General features: G+C 65.2%; 16 protein-coding genes. 7 read left to right on the top strand and 9 right to left on the bottom strand.

From position 1 onward, the window contains the following. Window positions 1-6 precede the first annotated feature (6 nt). The 3 genes from purU to WJU17_RS04990 are packed head-to-tail and all read right to left on the bottom strand — an operon-like array spanning window position 7 to window position 4,294. Window positions 7-876 carry a formyltetrahydrofolate deformylase gene (gene purU / locus WJU17_RS05000; RefSeq protein ID WP_346326234.1) on the bottom strand — a complete coding sequence of 290 codons (870 nt, stop codon included), beginning with the start codon at window positions 874-876 and terminating at the stop codon, window positions 7-9. A gap of 42 nt (window positions 877-918) precedes the next feature. Beyond that, window positions 919-1,497, bottom strand: a complete 579-nt coding sequence (locus tag WJU17_RS04995; protein WP_346326233.1) for a sarcosine oxidase subunit gamma family protein — start codon at window positions 1,495-1,497, stop codon at window positions 919-921. Beyond that, the gene (locus WJU17_RS04990; RefSeq protein WP_346326232.1) at window positions 1,490-4,294 is read right to left on the bottom strand and encodes a 2Fe-2S iron-sulfur cluster-binding protein; all 2,805 of its coding nucleotides are present in this window, start codon (window positions 4,292-4,294) and stop codon (window positions 1,490-1,492) included. Before WJU17_RS04990 ends, WJU17_RS04995 begins: the two co-directional genes overlap by 8 nt. A gap of 153 nt (window positions 4,295-4,447) precedes the next feature. Here WJU17_RS04990 and WJU17_RS04985 point away from each other — a divergent pair, with 153 nt between their 5' ends. From WJU17_RS04985 to WJU17_RS04970, 4 genes are all read left to right on the top strand, one after another. Continuing rightward, window positions 4,448-6,547: a 3-hydroxyacyl-CoA dehydrogenase NAD-binding domain-containing protein gene (locus WJU17_RS04985; protein WP_346326231.1), complete on the top strand. Its 2,100-nt coding sequence runs from the start codon at window positions 4,448-4,450 to the stop codon at window positions 6,545-6,547. Window positions 6,548-6,689: 142 nt separating this feature from the next. Next, on the top strand, window positions 6,690-9,329 hold the full coding sequence (pepN, locus tag WJU17_RS04980; protein WP_346326230.1) for an aminopeptidase N: 2,640 nt from the start codon (window positions 6,690-6,692) through the stop codon (window positions 9,327-9,329). A 116-nt stretch (window positions 9,330-9,445) separates the two neighbouring features. Next, a complete protein-coding gene (locus tag WJU17_RS04975; RefSeq protein ID WP_346326229.1) occupies window positions 9,446-10,672 on the top strand; it encodes an aromatic ring-hydroxylating dioxygenase subunit alpha in 1,227 nt (408 codons plus the stop codon). A gap of 33 nt (window positions 10,673-10,705) precedes the next feature. After that, window positions 10,706-12,442: an amidohydrolase family protein gene (locus tag WJU17_RS04970; RefSeq protein WP_346326228.1), complete on the top strand. Its 1,737-nt coding sequence runs from the start codon at window positions 10,706-10,708 to the stop codon at window positions 12,440-12,442. A 33-nt stretch (window positions 12,443-12,475) separates the two neighbouring features. Here the strand turns inward: WJU17_RS04970 and WJU17_RS04965 are convergent, their stop codons facing one another. The 5 genes from WJU17_RS04965 to WJU17_RS04945 form a co-directional block, all read right to left on the bottom strand. Continuing rightward, window positions 12,476-13,285 carry a phosphatase PAP2 family protein gene (locus tag WJU17_RS04965; protein WP_346326227.1) on the bottom strand — a complete coding sequence of 270 codons (810 nt, stop codon included), beginning with the start codon at window positions 13,283-13,285 and terminating at the stop codon, window positions 12,476-12,478. A 56-nt stretch (window positions 13,286-13,341) separates the two neighbouring features. Further along, a complete protein-coding gene (locus WJU17_RS04960; protein WP_346326226.1) occupies window positions 13,342-13,944 on the bottom strand; it encodes a TetR family transcriptional regulator in 603 nt (200 codons plus the stop codon). 31 nt (window positions 13,945-13,975) lie between these two features. Then, window positions 13,976-15,871, bottom strand: coding sequence for a hypothetical protein (locus tag WJU17_RS04955; protein ID WP_346326225.1), 1,896 nt, complete (start codon window positions 15,869-15,871; stop codon window positions 13,976-13,978). A 120-nt stretch (window positions 15,872-15,991) separates the two neighbouring features. Beyond that, a complete protein-coding gene (locus WJU17_RS04950; protein WP_346326224.1) occupies window positions 15,992-18,148 on the bottom strand; it encodes a PEP-CTERM sorting domain-containing protein in 2,157 nt (718 codons plus the stop codon). Between the two features lie 202 nt (window positions 18,149-18,350). Beyond that, window positions 18,351-19,775 (bottom strand): mannose-1-phosphate guanylyltransferase/mannose-6-phosphate isomerase, encoded by a 1,425-nt coding sequence (locus WJU17_RS04945; RefSeq protein ID WP_346326223.1) that lies wholly within the window; start codon window positions 19,773-19,775, stop codon window positions 18,351-18,353. Between the two features lie 203 nt (window positions 19,776-19,978). Here WJU17_RS04945 and WJU17_RS04940 point away from each other — a divergent pair, with 203 nt between their 5' ends. The 3 genes from WJU17_RS04940 to WJU17_RS04930 all read left to right on the top strand — a co-directional run bounded on the left by WJU17_RS04940 (window position 19,979) and on the right by WJU17_RS04930 (window position 25,371). Continuing rightward, a complete protein-coding gene (locus WJU17_RS04940; RefSeq protein WP_346326222.1) occupies window positions 19,979-21,370 on the top strand; it encodes a TIGR03013 family XrtA/PEP-CTERM system glycosyltransferase in 1,392 nt (463 codons plus the stop codon). Between the two features lie 151 nt (window positions 21,371-21,521). After that, the gene (gene prsT, locus WJU17_RS04935; RefSeq protein WP_346326221.1) at window positions 21,522-24,245 is read left to right on the top strand and encodes an XrtA/PEP-CTERM system TPR-repeat protein PrsT; all 2,724 of its coding nucleotides are present in this window, start codon (window positions 21,522-21,524) and stop codon (window positions 24,243-24,245) included. A 40-nt stretch (window positions 24,246-24,285) separates the two neighbouring features. Further along, complete coding sequence (locus WJU17_RS04930; RefSeq protein ID WP_346326220.1) at window positions 24,286-25,371, top strand: glycosyltransferase family 4 protein; 1,086 nt, start codon at window positions 24,286-24,288, stop codon at window positions 25,369-25,371. Here the strand turns inward: WJU17_RS04930 and WJU17_RS04925 are convergent. Then, window positions 25,368-26,738 carry a putative O-glycosylation ligase, exosortase A system-associated gene (locus WJU17_RS04925; RefSeq protein ID WP_346326219.1) on the bottom strand — a complete coding sequence of 457 codons (1,371 nt, stop codon included), beginning with the start codon at window positions 26,736-26,738 and terminating at the stop codon, window positions 25,368-25,370. The two genes, WJU17_RS04930 and WJU17_RS04925, sit on opposite strands and share 4 nt — an antisense overlap. Window positions 26,739-26,834: the final 96 nt, after the last annotated feature.

The raw sequence follows: 26,834 nt of genomic DNA, 5'->3' as shown, positions 1-26,834 counted from the left end.
GTCGCTTCAGGACTTGAACACGACCGTCTTGTTGCCGTTGTCCAGGATGCGGTGTTCCGCGTGCCAGCGGACGGCGCGGTTGAGCACCACGCTTTCGATGTCGCGGCCGATGCGCACCATGTCGTCGGGCGTCTGCACATGGTCGATGCGTTCCACCGACTGTTCGATGATCGGGCCTTCGTCCAGCGCCTGGGTGACGTAATGGGCGGTTGCCCCGATGATCTTCACGCCGCGCGCATGGGCCTGATGATAGGGCTTGGCGCCCTTGAAGCTGGGCAGGAAGGAATGGTGGATGTTGATCGCCTTCCATTCCAGCGCCCGGCACATGTCGTCGGACAGGATCTGCATGTAGCGCGCGAGCACGACCAGATCGATCTCCAGCGAGCCCACCAGTTCCTTGATCCGTTCTTCCTGTCTCGCCTTGGTCTCTGCCGTCACCGGCAGGTACTGGTAGGGAATGCCGTGCCATTCGACCAGCGAGCGCATGTCCTCGTGGTTCGAGACGACGGCGCGGATGTCGATGGGCAGGCTGCCATTGCGCCAGTCGTGCAGCAAATTGTTGAGGCAGTGGCCGAACTTGCTGACCAGCACCATGACGCGGCATTTCTGCGCGGCGGGTACGATGCGGAAATCCATGGAGAACCGGTCGGAAACGGCGAGGAATTCCTGCTGCAGCTTCTCGCGGGTCGGCAGTTTGGGGCTGCCGGCGTGGAAGACAGTGCGCAGGAACGAGCGTTTCGACACCGGATCGGCGTAGTGGGACAGCTCGGTCAGGAAGCCGTCCCGCTCGGCGAGGAATCCGGTGACGGCGGCAACGATGCCGGTGCGGTCGGGGCAGGTGAGGGTCAGGACGTAGCTGTCTTCAGGGCCGTTCATGGGTCTTCTCGTTGGGACTCGCCGGGTGCGCGGGGGCTCCCCTTACTCGGTGAGTTCCTTCGCCCTGTCCTTTAGCCACATCCAGAGGTCCGCCGCAAGCGAGCGATCCACCAGAACCTCGTAGGAGTCGGCGTGGACCCGCAAATGGATCAGCACGTCGATGGCCGCGATCTGGGTGGCCGCGAAGCGTCCCTTGCCGAAGGCACGCTGGTGCAGGTCCAGCTCACAGCCGCGCACCAGCAGCGCGTAGGCGAGGGGACCGGCGATATCGATGGACAGCCAGCCGTCGCTGACATCGTTGACCGAGGCCTGCAGCGCGGCGGTGGTGCGGATCAGCCGTTCGCCGAGGCCATGCGAGCGCTCGTAGCAGATCAGCCACCGGTTGGGCGCCAGCCGAATGCAGCAGGGATCGTCGCCCGTGATGTCCTTGGCCGTGGCCGGCAACGGCGCGCCCAGCGAGGTGGTGACGGCCCGCAGCACATCGCTGGTTCCGTCGGTCGCCAGCAGATATTTCAGGCGTCCGGGATTTTCGCGCACATCGAGGCCGGTGCGCTGAATGCGCGCCGGATAATTGTCCGCCCAATGGTCCTGCAGCGGTGACTGGGCGACGAGATCAACCATAACGGCGCCTTCCGCTGGGGTCGAAGATGAACGGCTTCACGATCCGGGCCGGCGCGCTGGCGCCGCGCGCGGTGACGCGGACAGTGTCGCCCAGGCGCTGATGCCCGTTGACGATCAGCGCCAGGGTCACAGGCTGTCCAACCGCGTCGCTGTCGAAACTGAGGACGATCCGGCCCTGCCTGTTGTCCTGATTGCCGTCGAGCGAGACGACCATGCCGCTCTGGGGCAACACGATGGCCGCGTCCTCGCTGCGTAGCGCCACCAGTTGCAGGCGTTCCTGCGGTCCGCTGCGGGCCCGGGCCAAAGCGCTCTTGCCGACGAATTCCTCGTCCTTCGGGCGGTATTTACCCGCCGGATCAAGGTCGAAGGGCGTCAGGCTGCGGCTCGCCACGCCCGGAATATCGATCCGGCCTTTCTCCGCCGCCAGCCGGTGAAGCGCGATTTCGCCGACCGGCTTGAGGCCGAAGCGCGAGCCGGCCATCATCAGCATGTCCCACAGCGACTTGCCGTAGCTGGCGGGGACGCTGACCTCGAAGCAGACCTCGCCGATATTGCCTGTCCGGATCATCCGGACGGGCGCGCCGCACAAGGTGCCTTCGCGCACGGCGAGGAAAGGGAAGCCCGCCGTGGAGATATCGATATCCCGCTCGAGCTCGAGCAGAACCTGACGGGCGCGGGGTCCGGCGACGGCGAAGGTTGCCCAGGAGGAGCCCAGCGGCGCGATCACCACGGACATTCTGGCCAGGTCCGTGCTCAGCCAGCTCTCGAACCATTCACGCACAGGCCCCTCGTTGCCTGGCGAGGTGTGGATCAGAAAGCGTGTCTCGTCGAGCCGCGCGACGATGCCGTGATCGACCACCGCGCCTGCCTCGTCCAGCATACGGCCATAGCGGGCGGTGCCGATCGGCAGGTTGGCCATGGGGGTGCAATAGAGCCGCTCGAGGAAGTCGGGGGCGTTGTCGCCGGCAATCTCGATGCGGCCCAGGAAGGAAAAGTCGATCAGACCGCCGCCATTGCGGGCGGCATGCATCTCGGCGGTGACGGCCTGTTCCGCCGTCGCGTCCTGAACGGGATAGTAGGCCGGGCTGAGCCATCCGCCGGTGCGCCGGAACGCCGCGTCGCGCGCGGCATAGGATGGATGCGCGGGCAGAAGGCGCAAGGGCGGCTCCGGCTTGCGTTCCACGTTCATGGTGACGAAGTCGAAGCTCACGGCCGGACGCGGCGGCGTCAGGGCCGCGTCGGCGATCCCGCCCAGCCAGGTATCCTCGGCGGCGCGGCCCGATGGCGAATAGTCGCTGGTCGTCATGTCCCGCCGCAGGTCGACCCACTGCCGGGCCCGGTTGCTCAGGCCCGACTGCGGCACCTGCCACAAGGGCATGGTGGTCGTGGGTCCGGGCTGGGCATCGGTCTCCGGGACGGTGATTTCCTCGCCGCCCTTCAGGCCGATGGCGCGTGCGGCGGCGACGCCGGCGTCGCGGCCCGATTGCAGGGCGAAATTGAGCGATCCGTTTCCGGCGACGCTGCCCGCGGCGAACGAGATCGACCCCAGGCTGGTGGGGACGAGGGCCGCGGAGCCCGCATCGTAGGCGACCGTGCCGCCGGCCTGGCGCAACAGGTCGATGCGGGGATTCCAGCCGCCCGACGTGGCGACGAACCGGCAGGCGAAATGCTTACGGTCTCCATCCACGCGGCCTTCGCTCAGATGGTTCACCTCGATGCCATCAACATGCGTTTCACCGGAGATCCTGGTGATGACATGGCCGCCAAACAGATTGATGCCCCGGTCGCACATGGCGGTAATCATTTCGGCGCGGATTTCGCGCCGGGCATCGATTACCGTCTCGATCCGCAATCCCTCGTCGAACAGGCGCGCCGCCAGTTCGAGGGTACGGTCATTGTTGCTGACCACGGCCACCGCGCCATCGACGGGTTGCAGGGCGAATTGGCGGGAATAACCCAGCACAGCGCTCGACAGCATGACGCCCGGCGTGTCGTTGTCCGGAAAGACCATCTGGCGTTCCACGGTGCCCGAGGCCAGGACGATCTGCTTGGCGATGATCTTCCAGACCTGCCACTGGCCGCCCGTCGATGACCCCGCGGTCTCAGGCCCGGCGCATTCGCGCAGAATCACCACATGACCGCGTCCGTCGATGCCGGTCACGGTGCTGCGGGTGAAGATCTGAACGTCGGGCAGGCTGCGCAGCGCCTGTTCCGCATCCTGCAGCCAGGTATCGCTGTCCATGCCGTCGATGGTCGCGGGGCACCAGAGCAGGCTGCCTCCTATGGAGAATCCATCATCCGCCACGATGACGCGCGCGCCGGCGTAGCCGGCGGTCAGGGCGGTCATGAGACCGGCGGGGCCGCCGCCGACCACCAGCACGTCGCAATGGGCGAAGCCGGATTCGGCGGCGAAATCGGGCCGCATGGCGGTGTGGACCGGATCGGTCGTCGGCGCTTTCGGCTGGTCCCGGCGCAGCCGTTCGATCAGGGTCGGTGGCGGCCAGGGCAACAGGCTTTCGGCCGTGAGGCCGTCGTAAAGTTCCACCTGAGTCGCCTGCACGATGCGCATGCCGCCGTTCTCGTGCAGCTTCAGGTAGGAGGTCTGGTCGGAATATCCGGCCCCCATGATGCTGCGCGGCCGGTTATGCCGCAGGCTGCGGCCGATGATGGAAATGTCGTTGGCGAGCAGGGCGGACGCGAGTGTATCTCCCGCGAAGCCGACGCAGGGCCGTCCATTGAAGCTGAACGAAAGCGGACGAGACCGATCAATCCGGCCCCCCGTTTCACGTCGGCGCATTAACGCTGGCATCTATAGGTCTTGCCTGTGAAATCGCTGGTCTGGCACATTGTCGGCGGCTCGTCCGACCTGTTCTAACAGGAATTCCGCGCGGGTGGCCACCCGTCGTGCGAGCTTTCCAACCAGAAAAGAACCAACTCAGGGAATCCAGTCATGTCAGTAGCCGCAAGGTGGGAGAAACAGGGTGATATCGGCATCATTACAGTCGATAGCCCGCCGGTAAATGCCCTTTCGGCGCCGGTGCGCCAAGGTATTTTCGACGGGGTGAAGGCCTTGGACGCCGACCCGGAGGTCAAGGCCATCGTCCTGATCTGCGACGGACGGACCTTCATTGCCGGCGCCGACATCACCGAATTCGGCAAGCCGCCGAAAGGGCCGGACCTGCGGTCGGTGCAGGAAACCATGGAGAACGCCTCCAAGCCCATCGTCGCCGCGATTCACGGCACCGCGCTGGGCGGCGGCCTGGAAACCGCGCTGGCGGCGCATTACCGGGTTGCCGTGCCGTCGGCCAAGGTTGGCCTGCCAGAAGTGAAGCTGGGCCTGTTGCCCGGCGCGGGCGGCACCCAGCGCCTGCCGAGGCTGATCGGCCCGGAGCGCGCCCTGAAGGTAATCGTCGACGGTAACCCCATTCCGGCGCCCGAGGCGAAGGACCTGGACATCCTCGACGCGATCATTGACGGCGACCTGAAGCAGGGCGCCATCGCCTTTGCCCAGGATCTGGTGGCCAAGGGCGCCCCCGCGCGCCGCGTGCGCGACATCCCGATCGATGCCTCCAGCCTGCCGGCCAATTTCTTCGCCGACTTCCGCAAGGGCCTGGCGAAGATGCGCGGCTTCCCGGCGCCCGAGAAGATCGTGCAGTGCATCGAGGCGGCGGTTGCCCTGCCGTTCGACGAAGGCATGCGGATCGAGCGCGAGGGCATCACCGAGCTGATGGCCAGCACCGAATCGAAGGCCATGCGCTACATGTTCTTCGCCGAACGTGAAGTGGCCAAGATTCCCGATGTGCCCAAGGACATCGCGCTGCGGCCGATCAATACGGCGGCTGTTCTCGGCGCGGGCACCATGGGCGGCGGCATCGCCATGAATTTCGCCAATGCGGGTATTCCGGTCACGGTGATCGAAGCGACGCAGGAGGCGCTGGATCGCGGTCTGGGCATCATCGAAAAGAACTACCGCAACACCCAGGCGAAAGGCCGCCTGACCGCCGAGGAGGTGGACAAGCGCCTGGGCCTCATCACCGGCAGCCTCAGCTATGACGATATCGCCGGTGTCGACATCGTCATCGAGGCGATCTTCGAGAACATGGAGGTCAAGAAGGAGGTGTTCCGCAAGCTGGATGCCATCCTGAAGCCCGGCGCGATCCTCGCGTCGAACACGTCCTATCTCGACCTGAACGAGATCGCGGACGTGACGAAGCGGCCGGAGGACGTCATCGGCCTGCACTTCTTCAGCCCGGCGAACGTGATGCGGCTGCTGGAAATCGTGCGCGGCGCCAAGACCGCCAAGGACGTTCTCGCCACCTGCATGGCGCTGGCCAAGACCATCGGCAAGATCGGCGTGGTCGCCGGTGTTTGCCATGGCTTCATCGGCAATCGCATGTTGTCGCGCTACAGCGCCGAAGCCAACAAGATGCTGCTGGAAGGCGCGACGCCGCATCAGATCGACACCGTGCTGTACAATTTCGGCATGCCGATGGGGCCGTTCCAGATGACTGATCTGGCCGGTCTCGACGTGGGTGCCCGCGCCCGCAGCGAATTCCCCGACCTGTTCCCCATCGATCCGGCGTTTCCTGTCTTCGCCGATATCCTGGTGGCGCAGGGCCGCTACGGCCAGAAGACCAAGGCCGGCTTCTACAAGTATGGCGACGACCGCAAGGCCCAGCCTGATCCGGACGTCGAGGCGATCATCGCCGCCGAATCCGAGAAGCGGGGCGTGGAGCGGCGGGTGATTTCCGACGAGGAGATCATCGAACGCTGCATCTACGCCGCGATCAATGAAGGCGCGCGCGAACTGGAAGAGGGCATTGCCCTGCGTCCCTGCGACATCGACATCATCTGGATCAATGGCTACGGCTTCCCGTCCTACCGCGGCGGGCCGATGTTCTATGCCGACACGATCGGCGTCGACAAGGTCCATGCGGCGGTCGAGAAGTACCGGCAGAAGTATGGCGAGCGGGGCTGGAAATACTCGTCCCTGCTCGAGAAGCTGGCCCGCGCCGGCAAGGGCTTCGCCGACTGGAAAGACGTGGTCTGACCCGAATTGGGTGCCTTGGCGAGCGGGCGGGTTTCTCTTTGCCCCCTCGGTGAGGCACCCTACATCACAGCCTCCGGCGCCGCGACTTCGCTGATCGAGCGGGGCCGCGGCGCTACTTCCACATCATGACGCGAAGGGTTTCATGGACCACGCCAGCCCCCAGACCATCCGCCTGCAGGATTACCGCTCGCCGTCCTTCGCCATCGAGAAGGTCGATCTGCGCTTCGATCTGGCCGAGGAATCCACCCTCGTCACATCGACCATGTCGGTGCGGCGGACGCGGTCCGAGGACCCGCTGACCCTGGATGGCGAGGACCTCGAGCTGATCTCCGTGAAGGTCGATGGCCATGCGCTGGGGCGCGATGATTACACGGTTACGCCCGCCAGCCTGATCATTCCCCTGATCGGGCATGAGGCCGAAATCCAGATCGTCACGCGCCTCAAGCCGCAGGAAAACACCCAGCTTTCCGGCCTGTACCAGTCGAGCGGCAATTTCTGTACCCAGTGCGAGGCGGAAGGCTTCCGCCGTATCACCTATTTCCTCGACCGTCCCGACGTGCTGTCCCGCTTCACCACCAGGATCACCGCCGACAAGACGAAGTATCCGGTGCTGCTGTCGAACGGCAATCTGGTGGAAACCGACGATCTCGACGGCGGCCGGCATCAGGCGGTCTGGGAAGACCCGTTTCTGAAGCCGAGTTACCTGTTCGCCCTGGTGGCCGGCGATCTGGCCCATGTGGAAGACCATTTCATCACATCGTCCGGTCGCGACGTGACCTTGCGGATCTATACCGTGGCCGAGGACAGCGACAAGTGCGCGCACGCCATGGAATCGCTGAAGAAATCCATGAAATGGGATGAGGACGTCTTCGGTCTGGAATACGACCTGGACATCTACAACATCGTCGCCGTCCGCGACTTCAACATGGGCGCGATGGAGAACAAGAGCCTCAACGTCTTCAACAGCGCCTATGTGCTGGCGACGCCCGAAACCGCGACCGACGCCAACTTCAACGCCATCGAAAGCGTCATCGCGCACGAATATTTCCATAACTGGACCGGCAACCGCGTGACCTGCCGGGACTGGTTCCAGCTGAGCCTGAAGGAAGGCCTGACCGTCTTCCGCGACCAGCAGTTCTCCGCCGACATGCAGTCGGCCGCCGAGCAGCGCATCGACGACGTCAAGATGCTGCGCGCCCGCCAGTTCCCCGAGGATGCCGGGCCGCAGGCGCACCCAGTGCGTCCCGAATCCTATATTGAAATCAACAATTTCTATACGGCGACCGTGTATGAGAAGGGCGCCGAGATCATCCGGATGATGCAGACCATCATCGGCAAGGACAACTTCCGAAAGGGCATGGACCTCTACTTCAAGCGCCATGACGGCACCGCCGCCACGGTCGAGGATTTCGTCGCCGCCATGCAGGATGCCTCCGGCGTCGACCTCACCCAGTTCACCCGCTGGTACGGCCAGGCCGGCACGCCGCATCTGGAAGTCCGCGGCGCCTGGAACGAGGGCGAGCAGACCTACACGCTGAGGGTCAGGCAGTCGGCCAAGCCGACTCCGGGCCAGCCGGAAAAGCGTCCGCTTCATATCCCGCTGGCGGTTGGTCTGCTGGGCGCGGGCGGCCGCCAGATGCCGCTCACCTTCGAGGGCGACAATGACGACGGCCCGCTCAGCCGCGTGCTCGACGTCAAGGAGCCCGAGCAGAGCTTTACCTTCACCGGTATCGGCGAGCGGCCGGTGCCGTCGCTGCTGCGCGGGTTCTCGGCGCCCGTCACGCTGGATGCAGGCTACAGCCGCGAGGATCTGGCGTTCCTGCTGAGCAATGATCCCGACGAGTTTGCCCGGTGGGAAGCCGGCCAGACCCTGGCGACCGGCCTGATGCTCGATCTGGTGACGGCCTATCGCCAACGCCAGCCCATGGTGCTGGACCCGACCTTCCTCACCGCGTTCGAGGCGGTGCTGACCAGCGCCAGCCTCGATCCCGCGTTCATCGCGCTCGCCATCACCTTGCCCAGCCAGTCCTATCTGGCGCAGCAGATGGCCGAGATCGACGTGGAGGCCATCGAGCATGTGCACCAGTTCGTGCGCGCCGAGCTGTCGCGTCGGCTGGGTGACAGGTTCCTGGCGATCTACCATCGCCTGAACGATCGCCAGCCCTATCGCTTCGCATCCGACGCGGTGGGCCGCCGCAGCCTCAAGAATGCCTGCCTGTTCTATCTCATGGCCAATCCGTCGCGGGAGACCGTGGCACTGTGCCGCGACCAGTTCTTCTGGGCCGACAACATGACCGATTCGCTGGCCGCGCTGACCGCGCTCGCCAATACGGATGTGCCGGAGCGCGAGGAAGCCGTGCAGGCGTTCTACGAAAAATGGTCGAAGAATCCGCTGGTGATCGACAAGTGGCTGTCGGTGCAGGCCATGTCCGAATTGCCCGATACGCTGGAACGGGTCCGGTCGCTGATGGGGCACGAGTCATTCTCCATCAGGAATCCGAACCGGGTCCGCTCGCTGATCGGCGCGTTCACCCAATCCAACATGCCCCGTTTCCATGACGCCCATGGCGGCGGCTACGAACTGCTCGCCGACACGGTGCTGGAGCTGGACCGGATCAATCCGCAGGTCGCGGCGCGCATGGTGGGTGGCTTCAACCAGTGGCGCCGCTACGACGAGAAGCGGCGTGGCCTGATGCGGGCCGAGATTGACCGGATCCTGCGCCAGCCCGGTCTGTCGAAGGACGTGTACGAGATCGCGTCCAAGAGCGTCGCCGGCGGCTGACATTTCGTCGCTGTGAGGGAGTCAAGATGGAGGCCAAAGCTCTGTCTTGACTCTGATTGTAACATGTTTGAAATTGATACGGCTTACGACGGTTCACCAGCTTCGGGGAGGAAGCCATGGATACCGCGACAGTCGATCTTCTACGTGTGGAAATCCAGCGCGAGCGGTCTCGCAACGCGCCGCCGGACGGGTTTCCGGACCTGCCGCCCATTCCGCGCGAGCGCTATATCGATGCGGCGTTCCACCGGCTGGAACAGGAGCATGTCTTCGACAAGGCGTGGCTCTACGCCGGCTCGGCATGGGAGCTTCCGGAGCCCGGCGACTACAAGTCATTCGATAATTTCGGCAGGGCGCCGATCCTGCTCGTGCGCGGGCGCGACGGCGTCATCCGCGCCTTCTACAATACCTGCCAGCATCGGGGCGCGACCATTACCCGCGAGCCATGCGGCAAGGCCGGCAGCCGTCTCAAGTGCCAGTTCCACAGCTGGACCTACGACCTGGAAGGAAAGCTGGTCGGCATCCCCGGTCCCTGGGACTTCTCCCCGGACATGGACCGCAGCAAGCACAACCTCAAATCGGTGCGCTGCGAGCTGTGGGGCGATCACATCTTCATCAATGTCCATGCCGATGCGCCCGATCTCGCGGCGTGGCTGGGTCCTGTAGCGACGGATTTCGCCTGGGCGGCGCACAAGCGGCCCTCGAACCGCCGCGAGCGCGTGATCGCCTGCAACTGGCGCGTCGCGATCGAGGCCTTCATCGAGGTCTACCACATCACGACCATCCATCCGGAAACGGTCTCGGGCACCATCGACTACCGGGGAACGGTGTCGACCTTCTTCGAGAATGGCCACTCGCGCATGATCGTGCCGGCGACGCCGCAGAACTACAAGGCGCCGCCGGATGTGATTCCCGATGACTGGGACGAGGGCCGGGTGCTGCGCCGCGAGGCCAACGTGTCCTATCACATCTTTCCCAACCTCCTGACCCCGGCCAGCGAGACCGGCTACATCCTCATGGAGTTCTGGCCGCTGGGTCACGAACACACGCGGATCGTCACCTCGGTGGTCGAGGAGGATTGGGGGCAGGGCGATCCGCCGCCGGACCACGCGCAGCGCGCCGCCTATTTCGACATCGTGCTCGACGAAGACACCTGGAACATGGAGCACATCCAGCACTCGCTGCGCTCTCCCGTCTTCGCCGGGCCGAAATGCAGCTATCACGAAAAGCGCATCTATCACCTGGAGGAGCATGTGGACCGCATGCTCGGCGACCACGTGCCCGAGCGTCTGCGGGTAGAGCCCTTGCTGGCCGGCCGCATCGTCAGGACCGCTGCCGCGGTCTGACCCTTCACCTCATCTGAAATCGGGGAGACCATCATGTCCGACTACGACATTCTCATTCGCGGCGGCACCGTCATCGACGGCACGACCCTTCCGCGCTTTCGCGCCGATGTGGGCATCAAGAACGGCAAGGTGGCCAAGATCGGCGGCATCCGGAAGACGGCGAGCGCCGACCGCGTGATCGATGCCGGCGGCAACATCGTCGCGCCGGGATACATCGACATCCACACCCATTACGACGCGCAGATCCTCTGGGACCCGTATTGCACGATCTCCGGCTGGCACGGCGTCACCTCGGTGCTGCTGGGCAATTGCGGCTTCGGTTTCGCACCAATTCCGCCGCATATGCGCGAGCGGGCGCAGATGATGATGACCCGCAACGAGGCGATTTCCTTCGAGACCATGAAGGAAGGCATGGAATGGGACAAATATGGCTGGGAAACGCTGCCGCAGTGGATCGAGCATCTGAAGCGCATCCCCAAGGGCGTGAACTGCCAGACACTGGTGCCGCTCAACCCGCTCTATGCCTATGTGATGGGCAGCGTCGAGGAGGCCAAGAGCCGCCGGCCGACGGAAGCGGAAAAGCAGCAGATGTTCGCGCTGATGAACGAGGCCATGGATCACGGCGCCTGCGGCTTCTCCTACCAGCGCTGCGGCGTGCCCTCGGTCCAGCCGGACTGGGACGGCTCGCCCATGCCCACGGACGTGATCCCCGACTACGAATTGATCGAGTTCGGCCGCGAGCTGGGCAAGCGGGGCGAGGGATTCATCGAGATGTTCGATGGCGCGCCGTCGGACCACGACACGGTCGAGGATTTCATGACCTCGCTGGCCGAGGCATCGGGCCGGCCGATCGTGCGCAATATCCTGCTGGCGAACGACAAGGACCCGGCGCGGCACGAGGCCTTCATCGACTGGCTCAACGAATCCCACGAAAAGGGCCTTCAGGTCTATGGCATGGGGTTCACGGTGCGCTCGCCGACCCTGCTGACCTTCGAGGACTGGAGCCTTTGGGATAATGCACCGCACTGGCACGGCGTCATGAACGGTCCGTATGAGCAGCGCGTCGCCATGATGAAGGACGAAAGCATCCGCCGTGGTCTGCGCGAGGATATCGACAAGCGGCTGGTCGGCGGGCTGGGTACGTCCGGCGTGGCGCAGGAGCTGCGGGTGCATGGCTCGGCGGGATATGCGCAACTCGACAAATATGTCGACCGGGGCGTGGCCGAAATCGCCGCCACCGAAGGCCGGCATATCGCCGACGTCATCCTCGACATCGCGATCGAGTCGGAGTTCAAGGCCGAGTTTGTCGGCAACGCCTATGACACCTCCGCCGCGACCACGGCCAAGGTGCTGGCCAACCCCTATGTCGTGCCGGGTATTTCGGATGGCGGCGCGCACTGCCATTTCGTGGTGCAGGGCGCCTATCCGACGGACCTGCTGGAGTGGATGGTGCGCGAGGAAGGGCTGATCACCGCCGAACAGGCCCATTACGGCCTCAGCCGCCTGCCGGCTCATGTGCTCGGGTTGCCGGATCGCGGCATCCTGCGCGAGGGCGCGCCGGCCGACGTGGTGGTCTACGATCCGCAGACCATCCGCCGCACGCCGTCATGGGACAAGATGGAGAAGCTGTACGATCAGCCCGCCGGCGGCTGGCGGCGGTCCCAGCGGGCCGAGGGGCTCAACTTCACCATCGTCAACGGCCAGATCACCTTCGAGGGCCTGGAGTGCACCGGCGCCACACCGGGCGAGGTGCTGCTCCACAATCGCTGAGCCGGCAGGCGGGGCGGCGCCTCGCCGTCCCGCCTATCGCAGCGATTCCCTCTCGGCGGCGCAATCTGCCAGTGCCGGTTTTCCGGCTACGCGCGCGGCGGCGAACTCGGCCTTGGCGGCCTGCAGGTCGGCCATGAAGCCGGGATCGGCATGCAGCCGGGCGACGGCGGCGGAGGCGACCAGACGGCCGGCCTCCACGTCGCTCTGCCAGTGGACATTGCACACGAGGCGGCTTTGTCCGAAGTCCCGTCCCCGTTGCAGGATGGCGTCCGCGTTGTCGGGGTCGATCTCGGCCATCAGCAGCGCCCAGCCCCAGCCCACGGCGGCGTGACCCGACGGATAGGAACCGTCGCCGCGCAGCATGGCCTCGTCGCCCGGCGAGCAGCTGGCCGTGCCCATGGCGACAAAGGGTCTGACCCGCTTGTAATGGTTCTTGGCCTTGTATGTCGACAGACCGATATCGAGGAGCGATCGCTGCAAAAGCCTGTAAAGCGCCGGCGTGGTGTCCTTGTCGGGCGCCACGCCCGTGGTACAGGCGAAGACCTGCCCGCCGTGCGGGAAATGCAGGTCGGCATCACTCGTGGCCTGTTTCCACCGAGGTGAGTCCGGTGCTCGCGTCATCGCCTTACGCGCGTCTTCGTCCCGCGCGGCGGCGGCGGAACCGGCCTCGGGCGGCGGCGGCAGCAGCGCCAGGCTGTCCGGCAGGCTCGACGTGCCCAGATAGCCCGCTGGCATGCCGGGTGGCAGCTTGGGGAAGCCGTGTTCATCCTGTTCGGCGGCGTCCGCGCCGGCGGTGGCAAGGAGCACAAGCATGGCGACGATGACGCCGGTCGTTCTGTTCATCTGATTTGCTTCCCCTGACTGACGCTTGCCGGATGCCCGTCCGCGTGTGCCGTCGATCAGGCGCGAAAGCCGGCGGCGATGAACGCCACCAGTTCTTCCATGGACACGTCATCGTGGTTCCACTGGAGGTGGGCGTCCTGATTGTGGACGTGGTTCATGATGGCGCCGATGGCGAAGCCGAAGCGCTGCCTGATCTGTTGGGCGCTCAGATGGGGGCAGGCGCGGATGAGCGCCGCGCGCATCCGGTTGTAGACCTCCGACATCTGGGACACGTTCAGGCGCTCGGCCGTTTCCGGACTGAAGAACACCATGCTGCGCAGGGCGCGCAGGACCTTGTCGTTGACCCAGATCTGAAACGCGGTTTCGACCAGCGGATGGAAGATTTCCGCGACGCTCGGAGGGGAGTGCCTGTCCTCGAGACTCTGGAGGTTCTGCAGGACACGGGCGTTCGCCTCGTGCATGTGACGGCCACAGATGGCGATGAAGAGGCCATCGCGCGAGCCGAAGTGGTAGTTGACCGCGGCCATGTTGACGCCGGCCCGCGCGGTGATGGCCCGCACGGTTGCCGCCGCCGCGCCCTGCTCGGCGAGGATTTCGTCCGCCGCCGCGATCAGTTCTTCCTTGGGGTCGGCCTTCGCCGCTGACGCCGTCCTAGCCATGGGCAACATAGTCAAACATGTTTAGAAAAAGTCAAGGTTTCGGCTGCGGCGTCGGCGCTGACGCGTCGGGATACCGATAATCCGCCGGCTTGAAGACCTGAAGAATTTTCAGCATGGCCATGAGGTTATGCTGGACGTTGTCGATCCGGATGACGTTGTCGTATTCGGTCGTCCGGATGCCGCCCCTGACGTAACGGCGAAAGCCGGGCGGCACATAGAACATGTCCGTATCATCGGAAAACTGCAATTGCAACACGCTGCGCAGTCCGCGCAGGATGGCGATCCGGTAGGCTTCGGCACGCTTGGTGTCGCCGGTCTCCCGCGCGAGCGCGAACGCATCGACGAGCCCTTCGAGGTAGATACCGTTGGACGAGGCATGGGGCGGGCCATATCCGGCGCCCGGTGCGTAAAAACGGCCCATCAGATCGCGATATTCGGTCGGGACGGCCCATTGCTGGAGGCTGATCAGCCAGTCGTTCATCTCGAACACGAAGTCCCGCAGCTCCGGTGCCCGCGTCACCTGCCACATCGTGTAGTCGGCCTGGCTGTGCCAGCCGATGAAGGCCGGGTTCCGTTTCGCCCGGTACCGGTCGCGGTAATGGCGAAACGACTGCATGAAACGCTCGAGCCGCTGGGGGTCAGGCTGTTTTGCTTCCAGCGAGGCCCAGTACAGCAGCGCTTCGCCGGGATAGAAGTTCTGGTTGTCGTTTCGTGTCGCGGGCCGAAGGAACGTCCGGAAGGCGCCATTCTCGCCATGCAGACTGTCTATCGTGGCACCGAGGGCGGCCTGCTCGGCCGCATGGCGACCGCCGACATGGCTCTCGTGGATCGCGAGGGCGGCAAGCGCCACGCTGCCGAGGCTGACCTGGTTGTTTTCGGTGGTAATGACGCCCAGCGCGCCTTCCTGGCGGTAGGTCGTCGCGATGTTGTAGGCGAGGTTGCGCTCGGCCAGTTCCCAGATTTCGGGATCGAGACGAGGCTGTGCCGCACGCTGCAAGGCGATGGTCGCCATCCATTGCCGGATACGGTTGCTGCCCTCGAGCGGTTTCAGGTCGCTTGGCCGGTAGCCGTAGGGCAAGGCGCCATCGATCGCCACGTTGGCGGCCAGCCAGTCGGTCGCCAGCGCGGCGGCGCGGCGCACGGCGGCCGCGTCGATGTCGGTGACCTTGACGTAGACATTGCCGCGCTCCATCAGCACGGCCGAGGGATTGCTGCCCAGGGTGACCCGGATCTGCTCGCCGTCGAAGATCTTGAACACGCCGTGACGCAGCAGCGAGGCCCGGTCGATCTTGCTGTCGGCGGCGAACTCGTCGGCCAGCCGGCTCGCCGAGCGGTTGCGGCGCAGCAGCATCAGGGGCGAATAGAGCGCGGTTCGGTCCTCGTAGGAAATCTCCAGGCCGCGAATGCCGCGATGATGCTGGGCGAAGACCTGTTCATCATAATCTTCCAGATCGACCGTACGGAACGAGTGGCCGAGAAAAAGCTCGACGCCGTCAATGCCGGCCTTCTGCTCGGCGGACAGCTGGCTGCGGAACTGGGTGAGGGCGGCGGTCAGCGCATCCATCACCGTGCCTTCGCGCAGCCATACTTGCTGAACCACGCGTCCCTGCGAGATCAGCGACACGTTCACGGCCTGTGCCGGCGTCGCCAGGCGGGGCGGAAGAGGGATGTCGCGAGCCCGGCCGTCCCGCCAGAGGTCGTTGACCACGTGGGCGAGAACCGGGACCTGGAATTCGGTCAGAACCACATCGGCGCCGCAGCACGAGGCTTCCTTTCCGGGAAACAGGGCCTTCGCCCGCTGCAGCACGGTTTCGCCGATATCGGTTTTCATGGCGACGAAGGCGACAACCGAGGCCGCGAACAGCAGCGTGCTGGCGATCAGGATGCGCCGGGAGGCCGTGCCGGATCTTCTACGTCGTCGCGCCATCGATGAAGGTGCCGGCTCTCTCTTTCGGTTCGGTGGCCGATGTTAGAGCCTATCGCGCGAAACGGAAACCGCTTCGCGCCCCGAACGGTGGATAAAACGGTCACGATGCCGTAGGGCGACCTACAGCGCGCCGCGGGCCCGCCGTCGCCGGTGCAGGTAGACCAACAGGCCGAGCGCCAGCAGGAGCAACAGGCCGATACCCGGTTCGGGAACCGCCGTGCCTTCGCCAATCAGGATCACGATGACCTGATCGATGCTGACCAGCCCGTTCAGCGTCAGGCGCAGAATGCCCTGAAACTCGCCGGTACTGCCGAAGACGCTGCTGTCGATCAGCGCGACCAGATCGTTCGAGATCAGGGTTTCATAGCTGCCGTCGCCATCGAGGTCGAACAGCCATTCGACCAGAAGGTCGGCCGGATTGTCGATGGCGCTGAGGATGAGCTCGCCATTGAAGGTGGACTGGGTACCATCGAGCGTCAGTTCGTCGCCGAAGACGCCGGTGTAGGGGCCAAGGCCTTCCGCCACGAGCTGCGCGGTTCCATCGCCGTCGCCGCCCGTACCATCACCGTCACCGCCCGTACCGTCGCCGTCTCCGTCTCCGCCCGTTCCGTCCCCATCACCGCCGTCCCCATCACCATCTCCGGCGCTGGCTTCGGTCCCTGGAAGGCCGCTGCCGGGCGTGCCGCTCCCACCCGTTCCGCTGCCGCTGCCGCCGGGCGTGCCGGTCGGCAGGGTGGTCGCGGCGAAATTGGTGGCAAGCCCGGGACCTTGACCGCCGGCGCCGACCGCCGGATGCACGGTTTCCAGCACGGCGCTGACCATGGCGGACATCTGGGCGCTGAAGGAATCGTCGATCGCGACGACGATGATGCCGACCACATAGGACGGAATGTAGCCCTGGTTGAAGTCGATGAAGAGCGTGCCGTTCTTGACCTCTTCGCGCAGCGCGTACACCGAGCCAAGACCGCCGGTCTTGTCGCTTCCCAGGGAAACAGTCGACAGTTCAGGCTCGATCTCCGGCGACATGCCCTGGCGGGACATGAGGACCTCGGCGACCGGCAGCACGCCGTCCGGATGGCGCATGCGGCACGAGGCGGCGCCCTCGACCGAAGTATTGGAGACCGCCTGGCCTGCCGTTGCCTGATCGGGACTGAAGACGGGGTTCTCCAGCCGAACCTGATCCCGTGCCCCGCAGCCCCGCCGTTGCCATATCTGCTCCAGGAGCGTCTGGCGTTCGGCCTCGGGCAGGGCGCGCTGTTCGTCCGTCAGGAAGCGCGCCATGTCCGCCGGCCCCGCGCCGCAGCCACACTGCGCGTCCCGCCACTGCTCGAGCGCGTCGTGGCGCTGGCGCAGATCGATGCGCCGGACCGGCTTCTCGCGCTTGAGCGTGTTGTAGTCCCCGAAGGCGACGGACGGATCGACGCCGCCTTCCGAGGAGGTCATCACGAACACCTTGTAGGTGCCGTTCGGGATCGGCGCGGTGAACACGGTCAGGCCCTGGACGCCGTCGCCCCAAAGCAGCTGTGGGCCGCTCTCGATGTCTCGGGCGTCGCCCTCCACATGGCTGCTATCGGCGGGCACCCGGATGAAGTCGTCGTAAACCGGGTTGATCTCGTTGTTGGACAGCATGAGCGGTCCCAGATCGTAGCCGATCGCGCCGGGCGGAACCGCGAAGTCGGGCTGGAAATTCACCGGCATGACATAGCCGGTCCACAAGGCCGTGAAGGCGGCTTCGGAAATATTGGTGGTGGCTTCCTGCAGCGCGGTCAGCGAGCCGGTCACGGCACTGTCGCGCGTGATGGCCTCCAGCAGCACCTGCGCGCGGTACGCGATGATGGTCTCGTTGCCGCCGGCCGCGTCGAAGAACCGCAGCAGCGCGGCGATGCCTTCATCCGTTCCGCTCACCGCGCCATCGGCGGCGGCCTGGAACTCGGGCGAGGTGAGCAGGGCGTTGCCTTCGCTGCCGCCCAGAAAAGTCCCGGTCGAGACCTGCAGCAGGGACAGCGAGCCGCCGGTGCCGGAAAAGCGGGCCGGGGCGTCTTTCGGCATCAGGATGGACCAAAGCTCGTCGCCCAGCGCTTTCGGGGTGTCATAGACCCGGACCGGTGCGGCCTTCGCTTCGGAGTCTGCCTCGCTGGCTTTCTGGTTTTCGAACAGCCAGCCGTAGATCTCGAAATCTTTCTCGGTCTGCGTCGCCGGCGAGATAAAGATGGAGGCCGCGACGAGGATCGCGGCGCCGATCAGGATCACGCTGGCCAGGATGTCCCTGGACTTCATTCCGATACTCCCGGAAACGGCCTGCCCGCTGCGGCGCGCCCTCCGATATTGGCCCTGCGCCGTCCAGCCGGATCCGTCGACATGGATCGGCAGCTACCTGGAGGCGACCCTGAACGATGTCAGGAATCTCATCCCAATACCATCTCGGCATCGCTCATGGGAGAATGTATTACGATTTTTATGTAAATTGGGCCGGAAAACCTCAACTCCGCCCGTAAATGTCGTCGAAACGGACGATGTCATCCTCGCCGAGATAGCCGCCGGACTGCACCTCGATGATCTGAAGCTCTGAGTCGCCCGCGTTGCCAAGGCGGTGGGTCGTGCCGGCTGGAATGTAGGTGGACTGGTTGGCCTCGAGCCGGGTCACTTCCTCGCCCCGCGTGACCTCGGCCACGCCATTGACGACCACCCAATGCTCGGCCCGGTGCTTGTGGCTTTGCAGGGAAAGCCTCTGACCGGGTTTGACGGCGATGCGCTTGACCTTGAAGCCGGGCCCCAGATCCATGGTCTCGAACCAGCCCCACGGCCGGAAGACCCGCGCATGGGACTCGGTTTCCTCGCGCTTCAGCGCTTCCAGGCGGGACACGACGGTCTTCAGGTCCTGCGCGGCATCGGCCGTGGATACCAGGACCGCGTCCTTGGTCGCGACGACGACGAGATTGTCGAGACCGTAGGTAACGACCAGTGGCCCCTCGCTGCGGACGAGGCTGTTTCGCGTATCGATGGCGAGGACGTCGCCCCACACCGCGTTGCCAGCAGCATCCTGCTCCGCGACGTCCCGCAGGGCGCTCCATGAACCTACGTCGCTCCAGCCCATCGACACGGGCACGACGGCTGCCCGTTCGGTGCGTTCCATCACGGCGTAATCGATGGAATTGGATGGGGACCGCCCAAAGCTTTCCTCGTCGAGACGGACAAAATCCAGATCGGTGCGGGCCTTCTCGAACGCTTCCTCGCATGCGGCCAGCATGTCCGGCTCGAGCCGGGCCAACTCGGACAGGAAGTCCGTGGCGCGAAACAGAAACAGGCCGCTGTTCCAGAGATGGCGGCCTCCGTCCACATAGGCGCGTGCCGTCGCAAGGTCGGGTTTTTCGACGAATCGTGTCACGGCAAGGGCAGTGGTCCCGTCGATCGGCTCGCCAGCCTCGATGTAGCCATAGCCCGTCTCGGGCCGGTCCGGCTTGATACCGAAGGTGACCAGGGCGCCGGTTCGGACGGCGATCTCGGCGGCGGCGTCGATCGCCGTTCGAAACGCCGCGAGGTCGCCGATGACATGATCCGATGGGGACAGCAGCACGAGTGCCTCGGGATCCTGCCGGCGCGCCCATAGCGCGGCGACCGCCGCCGCCGGCGCCGTGTTCCGGCCAGCCGGCTCCAGGATAACGGCGCCCGGCGCCATGCCGGCGGCGTGCATCTGTTCGGCGATGATGAACCGGTAGGCCTCGCTGCACAGGGCGATGGGCGGTGCGAACAGCCCGGTATCGGCGAAGCGGCGAGCGGTGACCTGCAACAGGCTCAGCGGATCGACAAGGGAAAGCAGCTGCTTGGGGTGACTGCGGCGCGACAACGGCCATAGGCGCGTCCCCGACCCGCCACACAGGATGGCGGGGTGGATTTTATGAGACATCCGCTTACTCGATATTAGGGCCCGCTTGAAGTGTGCGGCCATGCGATGGAGAGGGTCAACCCCCGAGAAATAGGAACGCATGCGCGCCACCGCCATGTTGCTGTTTGGGTTCCGGCCGGGGGCGGTTATGCTGATGGCGGGATTGGGGGATTCCAGGTGACGCTTCAAAAGCTGCCCCACCGACGCAAGAAAGGCCCGGCTTCATGATCAGAGTGTTCGGGCACTATTTCTCTCGGGCGGTACTGGGGCTCGCGCTGCTTGAGACGATCGTGCTGCTGGGCGCCATCTATGGCGCGCAGTATCTGCGCCTGTCATTCGCCGGCTTGTCGGATCACAGTCTCGAAGACCCCACGATCGAATACCTGGTCTTTATCGTCACCATCCAGTCCGTGATGCTGGTGCTGGGGCTCTACCAGCGCGACACCTGCCGCAACCTGCGCCGGACCATGGTCACCTTGACGGCGGCGTTTGCCCTCAGCGCCCTGATTCTCGCGCTGATCTTTTTTCTTTATCCGCGGGTGGCCATCTGGCGCAGCATCTTCGTCTCCGGCGTCGTTCTGGGATTCTCGGCGATCGTGCTGCTGCGCGCCGTCTTCCTTGGTATTCTGGACCTCGACGTGTTCAAGCGCCGGCTCCTGGTTCTCGGTGCCGGCAAGCTTGCGTCCCGGATACTGGAGATTCAGGAAGCCGAGCGCTCGCGGGGGTTCCACAGCGTGGTGTTCGTGCGCATGGCCCAGGAACAGGTCGCCGTCGGGCCCGATCAGATGCGGTATCGCGACGAGATCGGCTCGCTCAGGGATTTCGCCGTCAGCCAGCAGATCGACGAGATCGTCACCGCCATGGAGGAGCGCCGTGGCAGCCTCCCGGTGCGTGACCTGCTCGACTGCCGTCTGGCCGGCATCCGGATCACCGACTACGCCGCCTTCATGGAGCGGGAGACGGGCAAGGTGGATCTGCACGGCTTCCTGCCCAGCTGGCTGATCTATTCCGAAGGATCCACCGGTGGACAGCTCCGGCTGTTCATCAAGCGCGGTATCGATCTGCTGGCCAGTGCCGTGCTGGTCACACTGACCATGCCGGTGACTATTGTCGCGGCGCTGCTGATCCGCCTGACCAGCCCGGGCCCGGTCTTTTTTCGCCAGGACCGGGTCGGCCAGCATGGACGTGTCTTCCGCCTCTACAAGTTTCGGAGCATGCGCACCGACGCCGAAGCCGGCGGGCCAAAATGGGCGTCGACGAACGATCCCCGCATCACCGGTGTCGGGCGTGTCATCCGCAAGCTGAGGATCGACGAGCTGCCCCAGATATTCAACGTGCTCAAGGGCGACATGAGCTTTGTCGGTCCGAGGCCGGAATTGCCCTATTTTGTCGAGGAATTGTCGCGCGAGCTGCCCTATTTCGCCGAACGGCATACGGTACGGCCAGGTATCACGGGATGGGCCCAGGTCAACTATCCTTACGGTGCGTCGGTCGAGGACGCCCGGCAGAAGCTTCAGTACGACCTGTACTACATCAAGAACTTCTCGGTCGTTCTGGATATCCTGATCCTGATCAAGACCGTCCGCGTCATCCTGTTTCCCAGCGGCGCGCGTTGAGCGAGGGTTGGGCTTTGATCGCATGAGGGCGGGGGCTATAGTGCGCACCACAGCGAAGCGAGGGGTTCAGCGCATGTTTCCAGTCGGATCTGCACGACACTTAGTCCGGACAGGATCGGTACTGCTGTCTCTCTGCATCCTACCGACGGTCGTGTATGGCGCGCCGGAGCCCGCCTCGCGAAAGCCGCTCCTGATCGAGGCCCAGGCGCATCTCGACAAGGGCGAGGCGCAGAAAGCCGTCGACCTGCTGAAGAACGCCCTGAAGGACAACCCCAAGGACGCCGACGCGCGTTTCATGCTCGGCCAGATGTACATGATGGCCCAGCAGGGGCCGTCGGCTGAAAAGGAGTTCCGCGCCGCGCTCGCCTATGGCCGCGACACAGACGAGGTGCGCAACCAGATCGGCGAGGCCATGCTGGCGCAGGGCAAGTTCCAGGACGTCCTCAAGGAGATCCAGCCGCAGGGCGTCGATGCGGTGCAGCGGTCGGCCGCCATGGCGCTGCGGGGGCGCGCCTATCTGGGCCTCGAGCGTTTCGACGAGGCACAGGCGGCCTTCGAGGCGGCGACCGAACTGGCGCCGCGATCGACCTCGGCCAAGATCGGCCACGCGCGGGTGCTGATCCAGCGCAAGGAGAACGAGCGGGCCATCGCCCTGATCGATGAAGCGCTGGTGATCGATCCCTCTTTCGCGGGCGCCAAGGTGCTGAAGGGCGAGATGCAGCGCATGCAGCGCCAGCTTCCCGCCGCGCTGGCAACCTTTGACGGGCTGTTGAAGGCCAACCCGCGCCATGTCGAAGCCCTGCTCGGCCGTGCCGCCGCGCTCATCGACATGGACCGGGACGCCGAAGCGCAGAAAAATATCGATACGGCCCTGGAACTGGCGGCCAAGCATCCGCTAGCCCTTTATCTCAATGCGCTGATCCTGACCAAGAAGCAGGATTACGCCGGCGCCCAGTCGGTCCTGCAGCGCGCGGGCACCGCGCTCGATTCCTATCTTCCGGCCCAGTATCTCAGGGGCGCGATCGCGTACGCCCAGGGCAATCTCGAGCAGGCTTTTACCAGTCTCAATGCGTTCGTCGCGGCGGTGCCCGACAATGTCAACGGCCGGCGTCTTCTGGGCTCCACGCTGGTGCGCCAGGGCCGCTTCGACGACGCGGTGAAGATTTTCGATCCGCTTACCACCCTGCCTCAGCCCGATGCGCGCCTTCTGGCGCTGGCGGGCGCCGCCCATATGGGGGCTGGCAACTATCCCAGGGCGATCGAGCTGTTTCAGAAGGCCTCGTCGCTGGCACCGGGCGAAAGCACCTACAAGACGCAGCTTGCCGTGGCCCGCATGGCCGCGGGGCAGGGCGGCGACGCGGTGCGCGACCTGCAGACCGCCGTGCGCGAGGACCCGGAAGCCAAGCGGCCGCAGCTCCTGCTGATCCGTTACCACCTGTTCAACCGCGACTATGATTCGGCGCTCAAGCAGATCAACGACATGCTGCGCACCGCGCCGAAGGATCCGGTCGCGCTCAATCTCAAGGGCGTGGTGTTTCGGGGCAAGAACAACCCCGCCGAGGCGCGCGCGGCGTTCCAGGCCGCGTTGACCGCCGACCCCAACTATCTGCCCGCGGCCCAGAATCTCGCCCGGCTCGACGTTCAGGGCAAGGATTACGCGGCCGCCGAGGGGCGCTTTCAGGAAGTCCTGAAGCGCGACCCCAAGAACGAGGGGGCGATGATCGAACTGGCTCGCGTCGCGCTGAGCCGCAACAAGCGGGCCGACGCGGTGAAGTGGCTGGAAAAGGCCGCGGCGGAGAACCCTAAGTCGCCCGTCGCCGGTCTCAGGCTCATCGAGCTTTACCTGCAGGCAGGCGACGTGGTGAAGGCGCTGGCGACGGCGAGCGCGCTCGACCGGCGCATTCCCGACCGACCCGACGTCATCGAGGCGCTGGGGCGCACGCAGATGCTGGCGGGCGATTCCGTCAGCGCGGTGGCCACCTATACGCGGCTGTCCGGTCTCGCCAAGGACAACGCCAACGTGATGTATGCGCTGGGCCGGGCTCAGCTGCTCTCCGGCGACGCTCTGGGCGCCCGCGCGTCCTATCAGCAGGCCTTGAAGCTGGATCCCAAGCTGGTGCCGGCGGTGATGGACCTGATCAATCTGGAAGTCGACAGCCAGCGCTACCAGACCGCCATGGAAATCGCGACGGCGCTACGGGCGGCCCAGCCGCAGATGCCCATGGGCGATCTGCTGGTCGGCCATGTGAACGCCAAAATGGGCAAGATGGAGCAGGCGCTCGAGGCATACCGCGCGGCGGAGAAGAAAATCGATTCAGCGGAATCGGCGCTGCGGCTCTACTACGGCTATACCGAGGCCAAGAGGCAGGCAGACGGTTTCAAGGTGCTCGAGGACTGGCTGTCCCGCACGCCGGGCGATCAACAGATCCGCCGTATCCTGGCCAGCGCCTATCTGACGGCGGATGATCCGCAGAAGTCGATCCTGCACCATCAGAAGTTGAAGGAGCAGGATGGCAACAATCCCATGGTGCTCAACAATCTGGCGTGGCTGTACCAGACCGTCCGAGATCCCCGTGCGCTGCCCGAGGCCAAGCGCGCCTATGAACTGGCGCCCAACGCGGCGGTCGTGAAGGACACGTATGGCTGGGTGCTGATCGAGCAGGGGAGCGTGGACCAGGGCGCCGCCCTGCTCGAGGAGGCATCGGCATTGGCGCCCGATGAGCCTGAAATCCAGTATCATCTGGCGCTCGCGCGCGTGAAGCAGGGCCGCAAGGACGAGGCTTGTGGCCTCCTGGGCACCGTGATGCAAAGCGGCACGGACTTTGCCCAGCGCGACGCCGTACGCAAGCTCAGGGAAGCGCAATCCTGCAAGTGACCGCTCGACCCGGCACGCGCCACCACGCCGGCGCTGGACCGTGACGCGGCATCTTGTTCATGTTTTCCCGGCGTTCGAACTGGGCGGCGTCCAGACCCGGACGGCCACCTGGATCAATGCGCTGGGCAAAGGCTTCCGGCATTCGATCATTTCGCTCAACGGCAATTTGGAGTGCCGCGACCGGCTGGCCCCCGATCTGGAGATCGATTTCGTCGACGCGCCGGCGGCGCGCGGCGGGCCGCCGGGGCACTTGCTGGCCTGTCGGCGTCTGCTGCGCCGGCTGCGACCCGATGTGCTGCTCACCAATAACTGGGGCAGCATCGAATGGGTGCTGGCCGCATGCGGACTGCCGGGCTGCCGGCGGCTGCATGTGGAAAGCGGGTTCGGGTCCGAGGAAGCGGACAGGGACTACCGCCGCCGCGCCCTGATCCGCCGACTGGTCCTGAGCGGCGACGTACGGGTGATCGTGCCCTCGCGCCGGTTGCGCGATCGTGCCGTGTCCGGCTGGCGGCTGAACCCGGCGCGGCTGGTGCTGGTGCCGGACGGCATCGACTGCGCGCTCTTCGCCGCCGCCGCCGAGGCATCCCCTGCCGGCCCACGACCGTTCACCATCGGAACTGTCGCGGTGCTGCGCGAGGAGAAGCGACTGGATCTACTGCTGGACGCGTTCGCCATCGTCCGCGCCACGGTCCCTGCGCGGCTGGTCATCGCGGGAGATGGCCTCGAGCGGCAGGCCCTCGAAGCGCGCGCCACGGCGCTTGGTCTGACGGCGGATACTGAATTCACCGGCTTTGTCACGGATGTGGAGAACGTCTATCCGAAACTGGACGTGTTCGTCCTGTCGTCGGAGACCGAGCAGACGCCAAACAGCGTGCTGCAGGCGATGGCGGCCGGATTACCGGTCGTATCGACGGATGTGGGCGATGTCAGGCTGATGATCGCCCCCGACAGCGCACCGTACCTGACGCCCGCTGGCGACGTGGATGGTCTGGCGCGGCACATTCTCGCGCTGTCCCGGGACCCGTCCTTGCGCCGCCGCCTGGGCGAGGCCAACAGGCGCCGCGCCTTCGAGGCGTTCGATCTCGGCGGCATGGTCGCGGCCTACCGCGCGCTGGTCTCGGCCTAACGGGGCTTGCGGAAATCCCGCGCGCCGCCGGCTGGCGGCTTGAACGCCTTGAGCCGTGGCTTCAGGAAGAAGGCGAGGATCGGGTCGCCGGGCGGAATCACCTCCGGTACTTCCGTCTTCGCCGCCTTGGCCACCAGCAGTTCGGTGATCACGATCAGGGCCAGCAGATGATAGTAGAGGTCGAAGGTCGCCTTGGTCAGGAACGCGCCGCCGACCGCGAACCCGATCAGACTGTATTGGATCATCCGCGCCAGATCCGACGCCCATTTCGTGTCGGGCCGCCGCCGGCCGCGCGCGGCCAGGCGCTCGGCGGCGAAGAAAGCCCAGACGCCGGTCAGCAGGTAGAGTCCGAGGCCGACATAGCCGTGCTCGCCCAGGACTTCGAAATAGATGCTGTGGGCGGCGCGGCCCTGTTCCTGCTCGCCTTTTTCGTTGCGCGGCAGCAGGCGGGCGCGGGTCGGGTTGTCATAGAAGACGTTGAAGCCGCCGCCGACGATCGGACGGTCGTTCGCCACGTCGATGGCGAAATTCCACATGGTGATCCGACCCATGGCCGAGGCGTCTTCCTGGTAGTCGAGGGTCGTGCCCTGACGCTCCTTCATCTCCTCCGGCATGAAGTTGTACGCCAGTAGCCCGGCGACGCCGATGACGATCATGGTGCCGATCCGGCGCGACCGGATCAGCAGATAGATCGTCATGGCGAGCAATGCGACCAGCGCGCCGCGAGACTGGGTGCCGAACACCGCGAACAGGGTCAGAATCTGCGCGCCGAGAAAGCAGAACCAGGCGAAGCGGTTTTCGGTCTGCAGTTGCAGATAGCGGATCAGCGGCAGGATCATCAGGAAGGTGACCGCGATGCCGTTGTTGTCGCCGTGGAAGGTGCCCGGCGGGCCGAAAACCCGGTAGGCGCCCAGGGTCAGCGCGGTGAACAGTCCGCCGCGCATGGCGAAATACCCGCAGGAGATCACCATCACCCAGATGATCGCGTGCAGCCGCTCGCGGGTGTTGATCAGCGGGATGGTGATCAGCGTGAACAGGATCACCTTGACGAAGACCTCCCACTTCTCCCACGCCAGCGGCGGGTTCAGCGACGTGGCGGACGTGATCGTCGTGAAGATCGTATAGACGAGGATCAGCACCACGAGCGGACGCATGGGCAGTTCCTTGCGCTCGCGCGAGAACACCCAGGCCAGAAGCGTGGCGATGGCGACGATTTCGGCGACGGGAAAGTCGTACGCCATGCCATCGGTGAGGCGGTGCGGGTTCATGTAGGAAATCCACATCCACACCACGATGCCCAGATAGGGCCACATAGCGATGGCGGGAACCCAGGCAAAAACCAGTGCCATGACAAACAGGCTGCGCATCGGCTGGTAATCGTCTCCGTTTTCGCGCCGGTGCGTCTGTGGTATCAGGCGTCAGGCCGACGCACAAGCGCGCGGCCGTTCCGGCGTCCCGACGAA

Source organism: Iodidimonas sp. SYSU 1G8 (assembly GCF_039655775.1).
Taxonomy (GTDB): Bacteria; Pseudomonadota; Alphaproteobacteria; order SMXS01; family SMXS01; genus RI-34.
The sequence above is the reverse complement of the archived record's forward strand: the minus strand, read 5'-3'. Positions and strand labels throughout refer to the sequence as shown.

Bases quoted from the DNA above. Each gene is read 5' to 3' on its own strand.
- purU (WP_346326234.1), bottom strand. From the start codon at position 876: ATGAACGGCCCTGAAGACAGCTACGTCCTGACCCTCACCTGCCCCGAC.
- WJU17_RS04995 (WP_346326233.1), bottom strand. From the start codon at position 1,497: ATGGTTGATCTCGTCGCCCAGTCACCGCTGCAGGACCATTGGGCGGAC.
- WJU17_RS04990 (WP_346326232.1), bottom strand. From the start codon at position 4,294: ATGCGCCGACGTGAAACGGGGGGCCGGATTGATCGGTCTCGTCCGCTT.
- WJU17_RS04985 (WP_346326231.1), top strand. From the start codon at position 4,448: ATGTCAGTAGCCGCAAGGTGGGAGAAACAGGGTGATATCGGCATCATT.
- pepN (WP_346326230.1), top strand. From the start codon at position 6,690: ATGGACCACGCCAGCCCCCAGACCATCCGCCTGCAGGATTACCGCTCG.
- WJU17_RS04975 (WP_346326229.1), top strand. From the start codon at position 9,446: ATGGATACCGCGACAGTCGATCTTCTACGTGTGGAAATCCAGCGCGAG.
- WJU17_RS04970 (WP_346326228.1), top strand. From the start codon at position 10,706: ATGTCCGACTACGACATTCTCATTCGCGGCGGCACCGTCATCGACGGC.
- WJU17_RS04965 (WP_346326227.1), bottom strand. From the start codon at position 13,285: ATGAACAGAACGACCGGCGTCATCGTCGCCATGCTTGTGCTCCTTGCC.
- WJU17_RS04960 (WP_346326226.1), bottom strand. From the start codon at position 13,944: ATGGCTAGGACGGCGTCAGCGGCGAAGGCCGACCCCAAGGAAGAACTG.
- WJU17_RS04955 (WP_346326225.1), bottom strand. From the start codon at position 15,871: ATGGCGCGACGACGTAGAAGATCCGGCACGGCCTCCCGGCGCATCCTG.
- WJU17_RS04950 (WP_346326224.1), bottom strand. From the start codon at position 18,148: ATGAAGTCCAGGGACATCCTGGCCAGCGTGATCCTGATCGGCGCCGCG.
- WJU17_RS04945 (WP_346326223.1), bottom strand. From the start codon at position 19,775: ATGTCTCATAAAATCCACCCCGCCATCCTGTGTGGCGGGTCGGGGACG.
- WJU17_RS04940 (WP_346326222.1), top strand. From the start codon at position 19,979: ATGATCAGAGTGTTCGGGCACTATTTCTCTCGGGCGGTACTGGGGCTC.
- WJU17_RS04925 (WP_346326219.1), bottom strand. From the start codon at position 26,738: ATGCGCAGCCTGTTTGTCATGGCACTGGTTTTTGCCTGGGTTCCCGCC.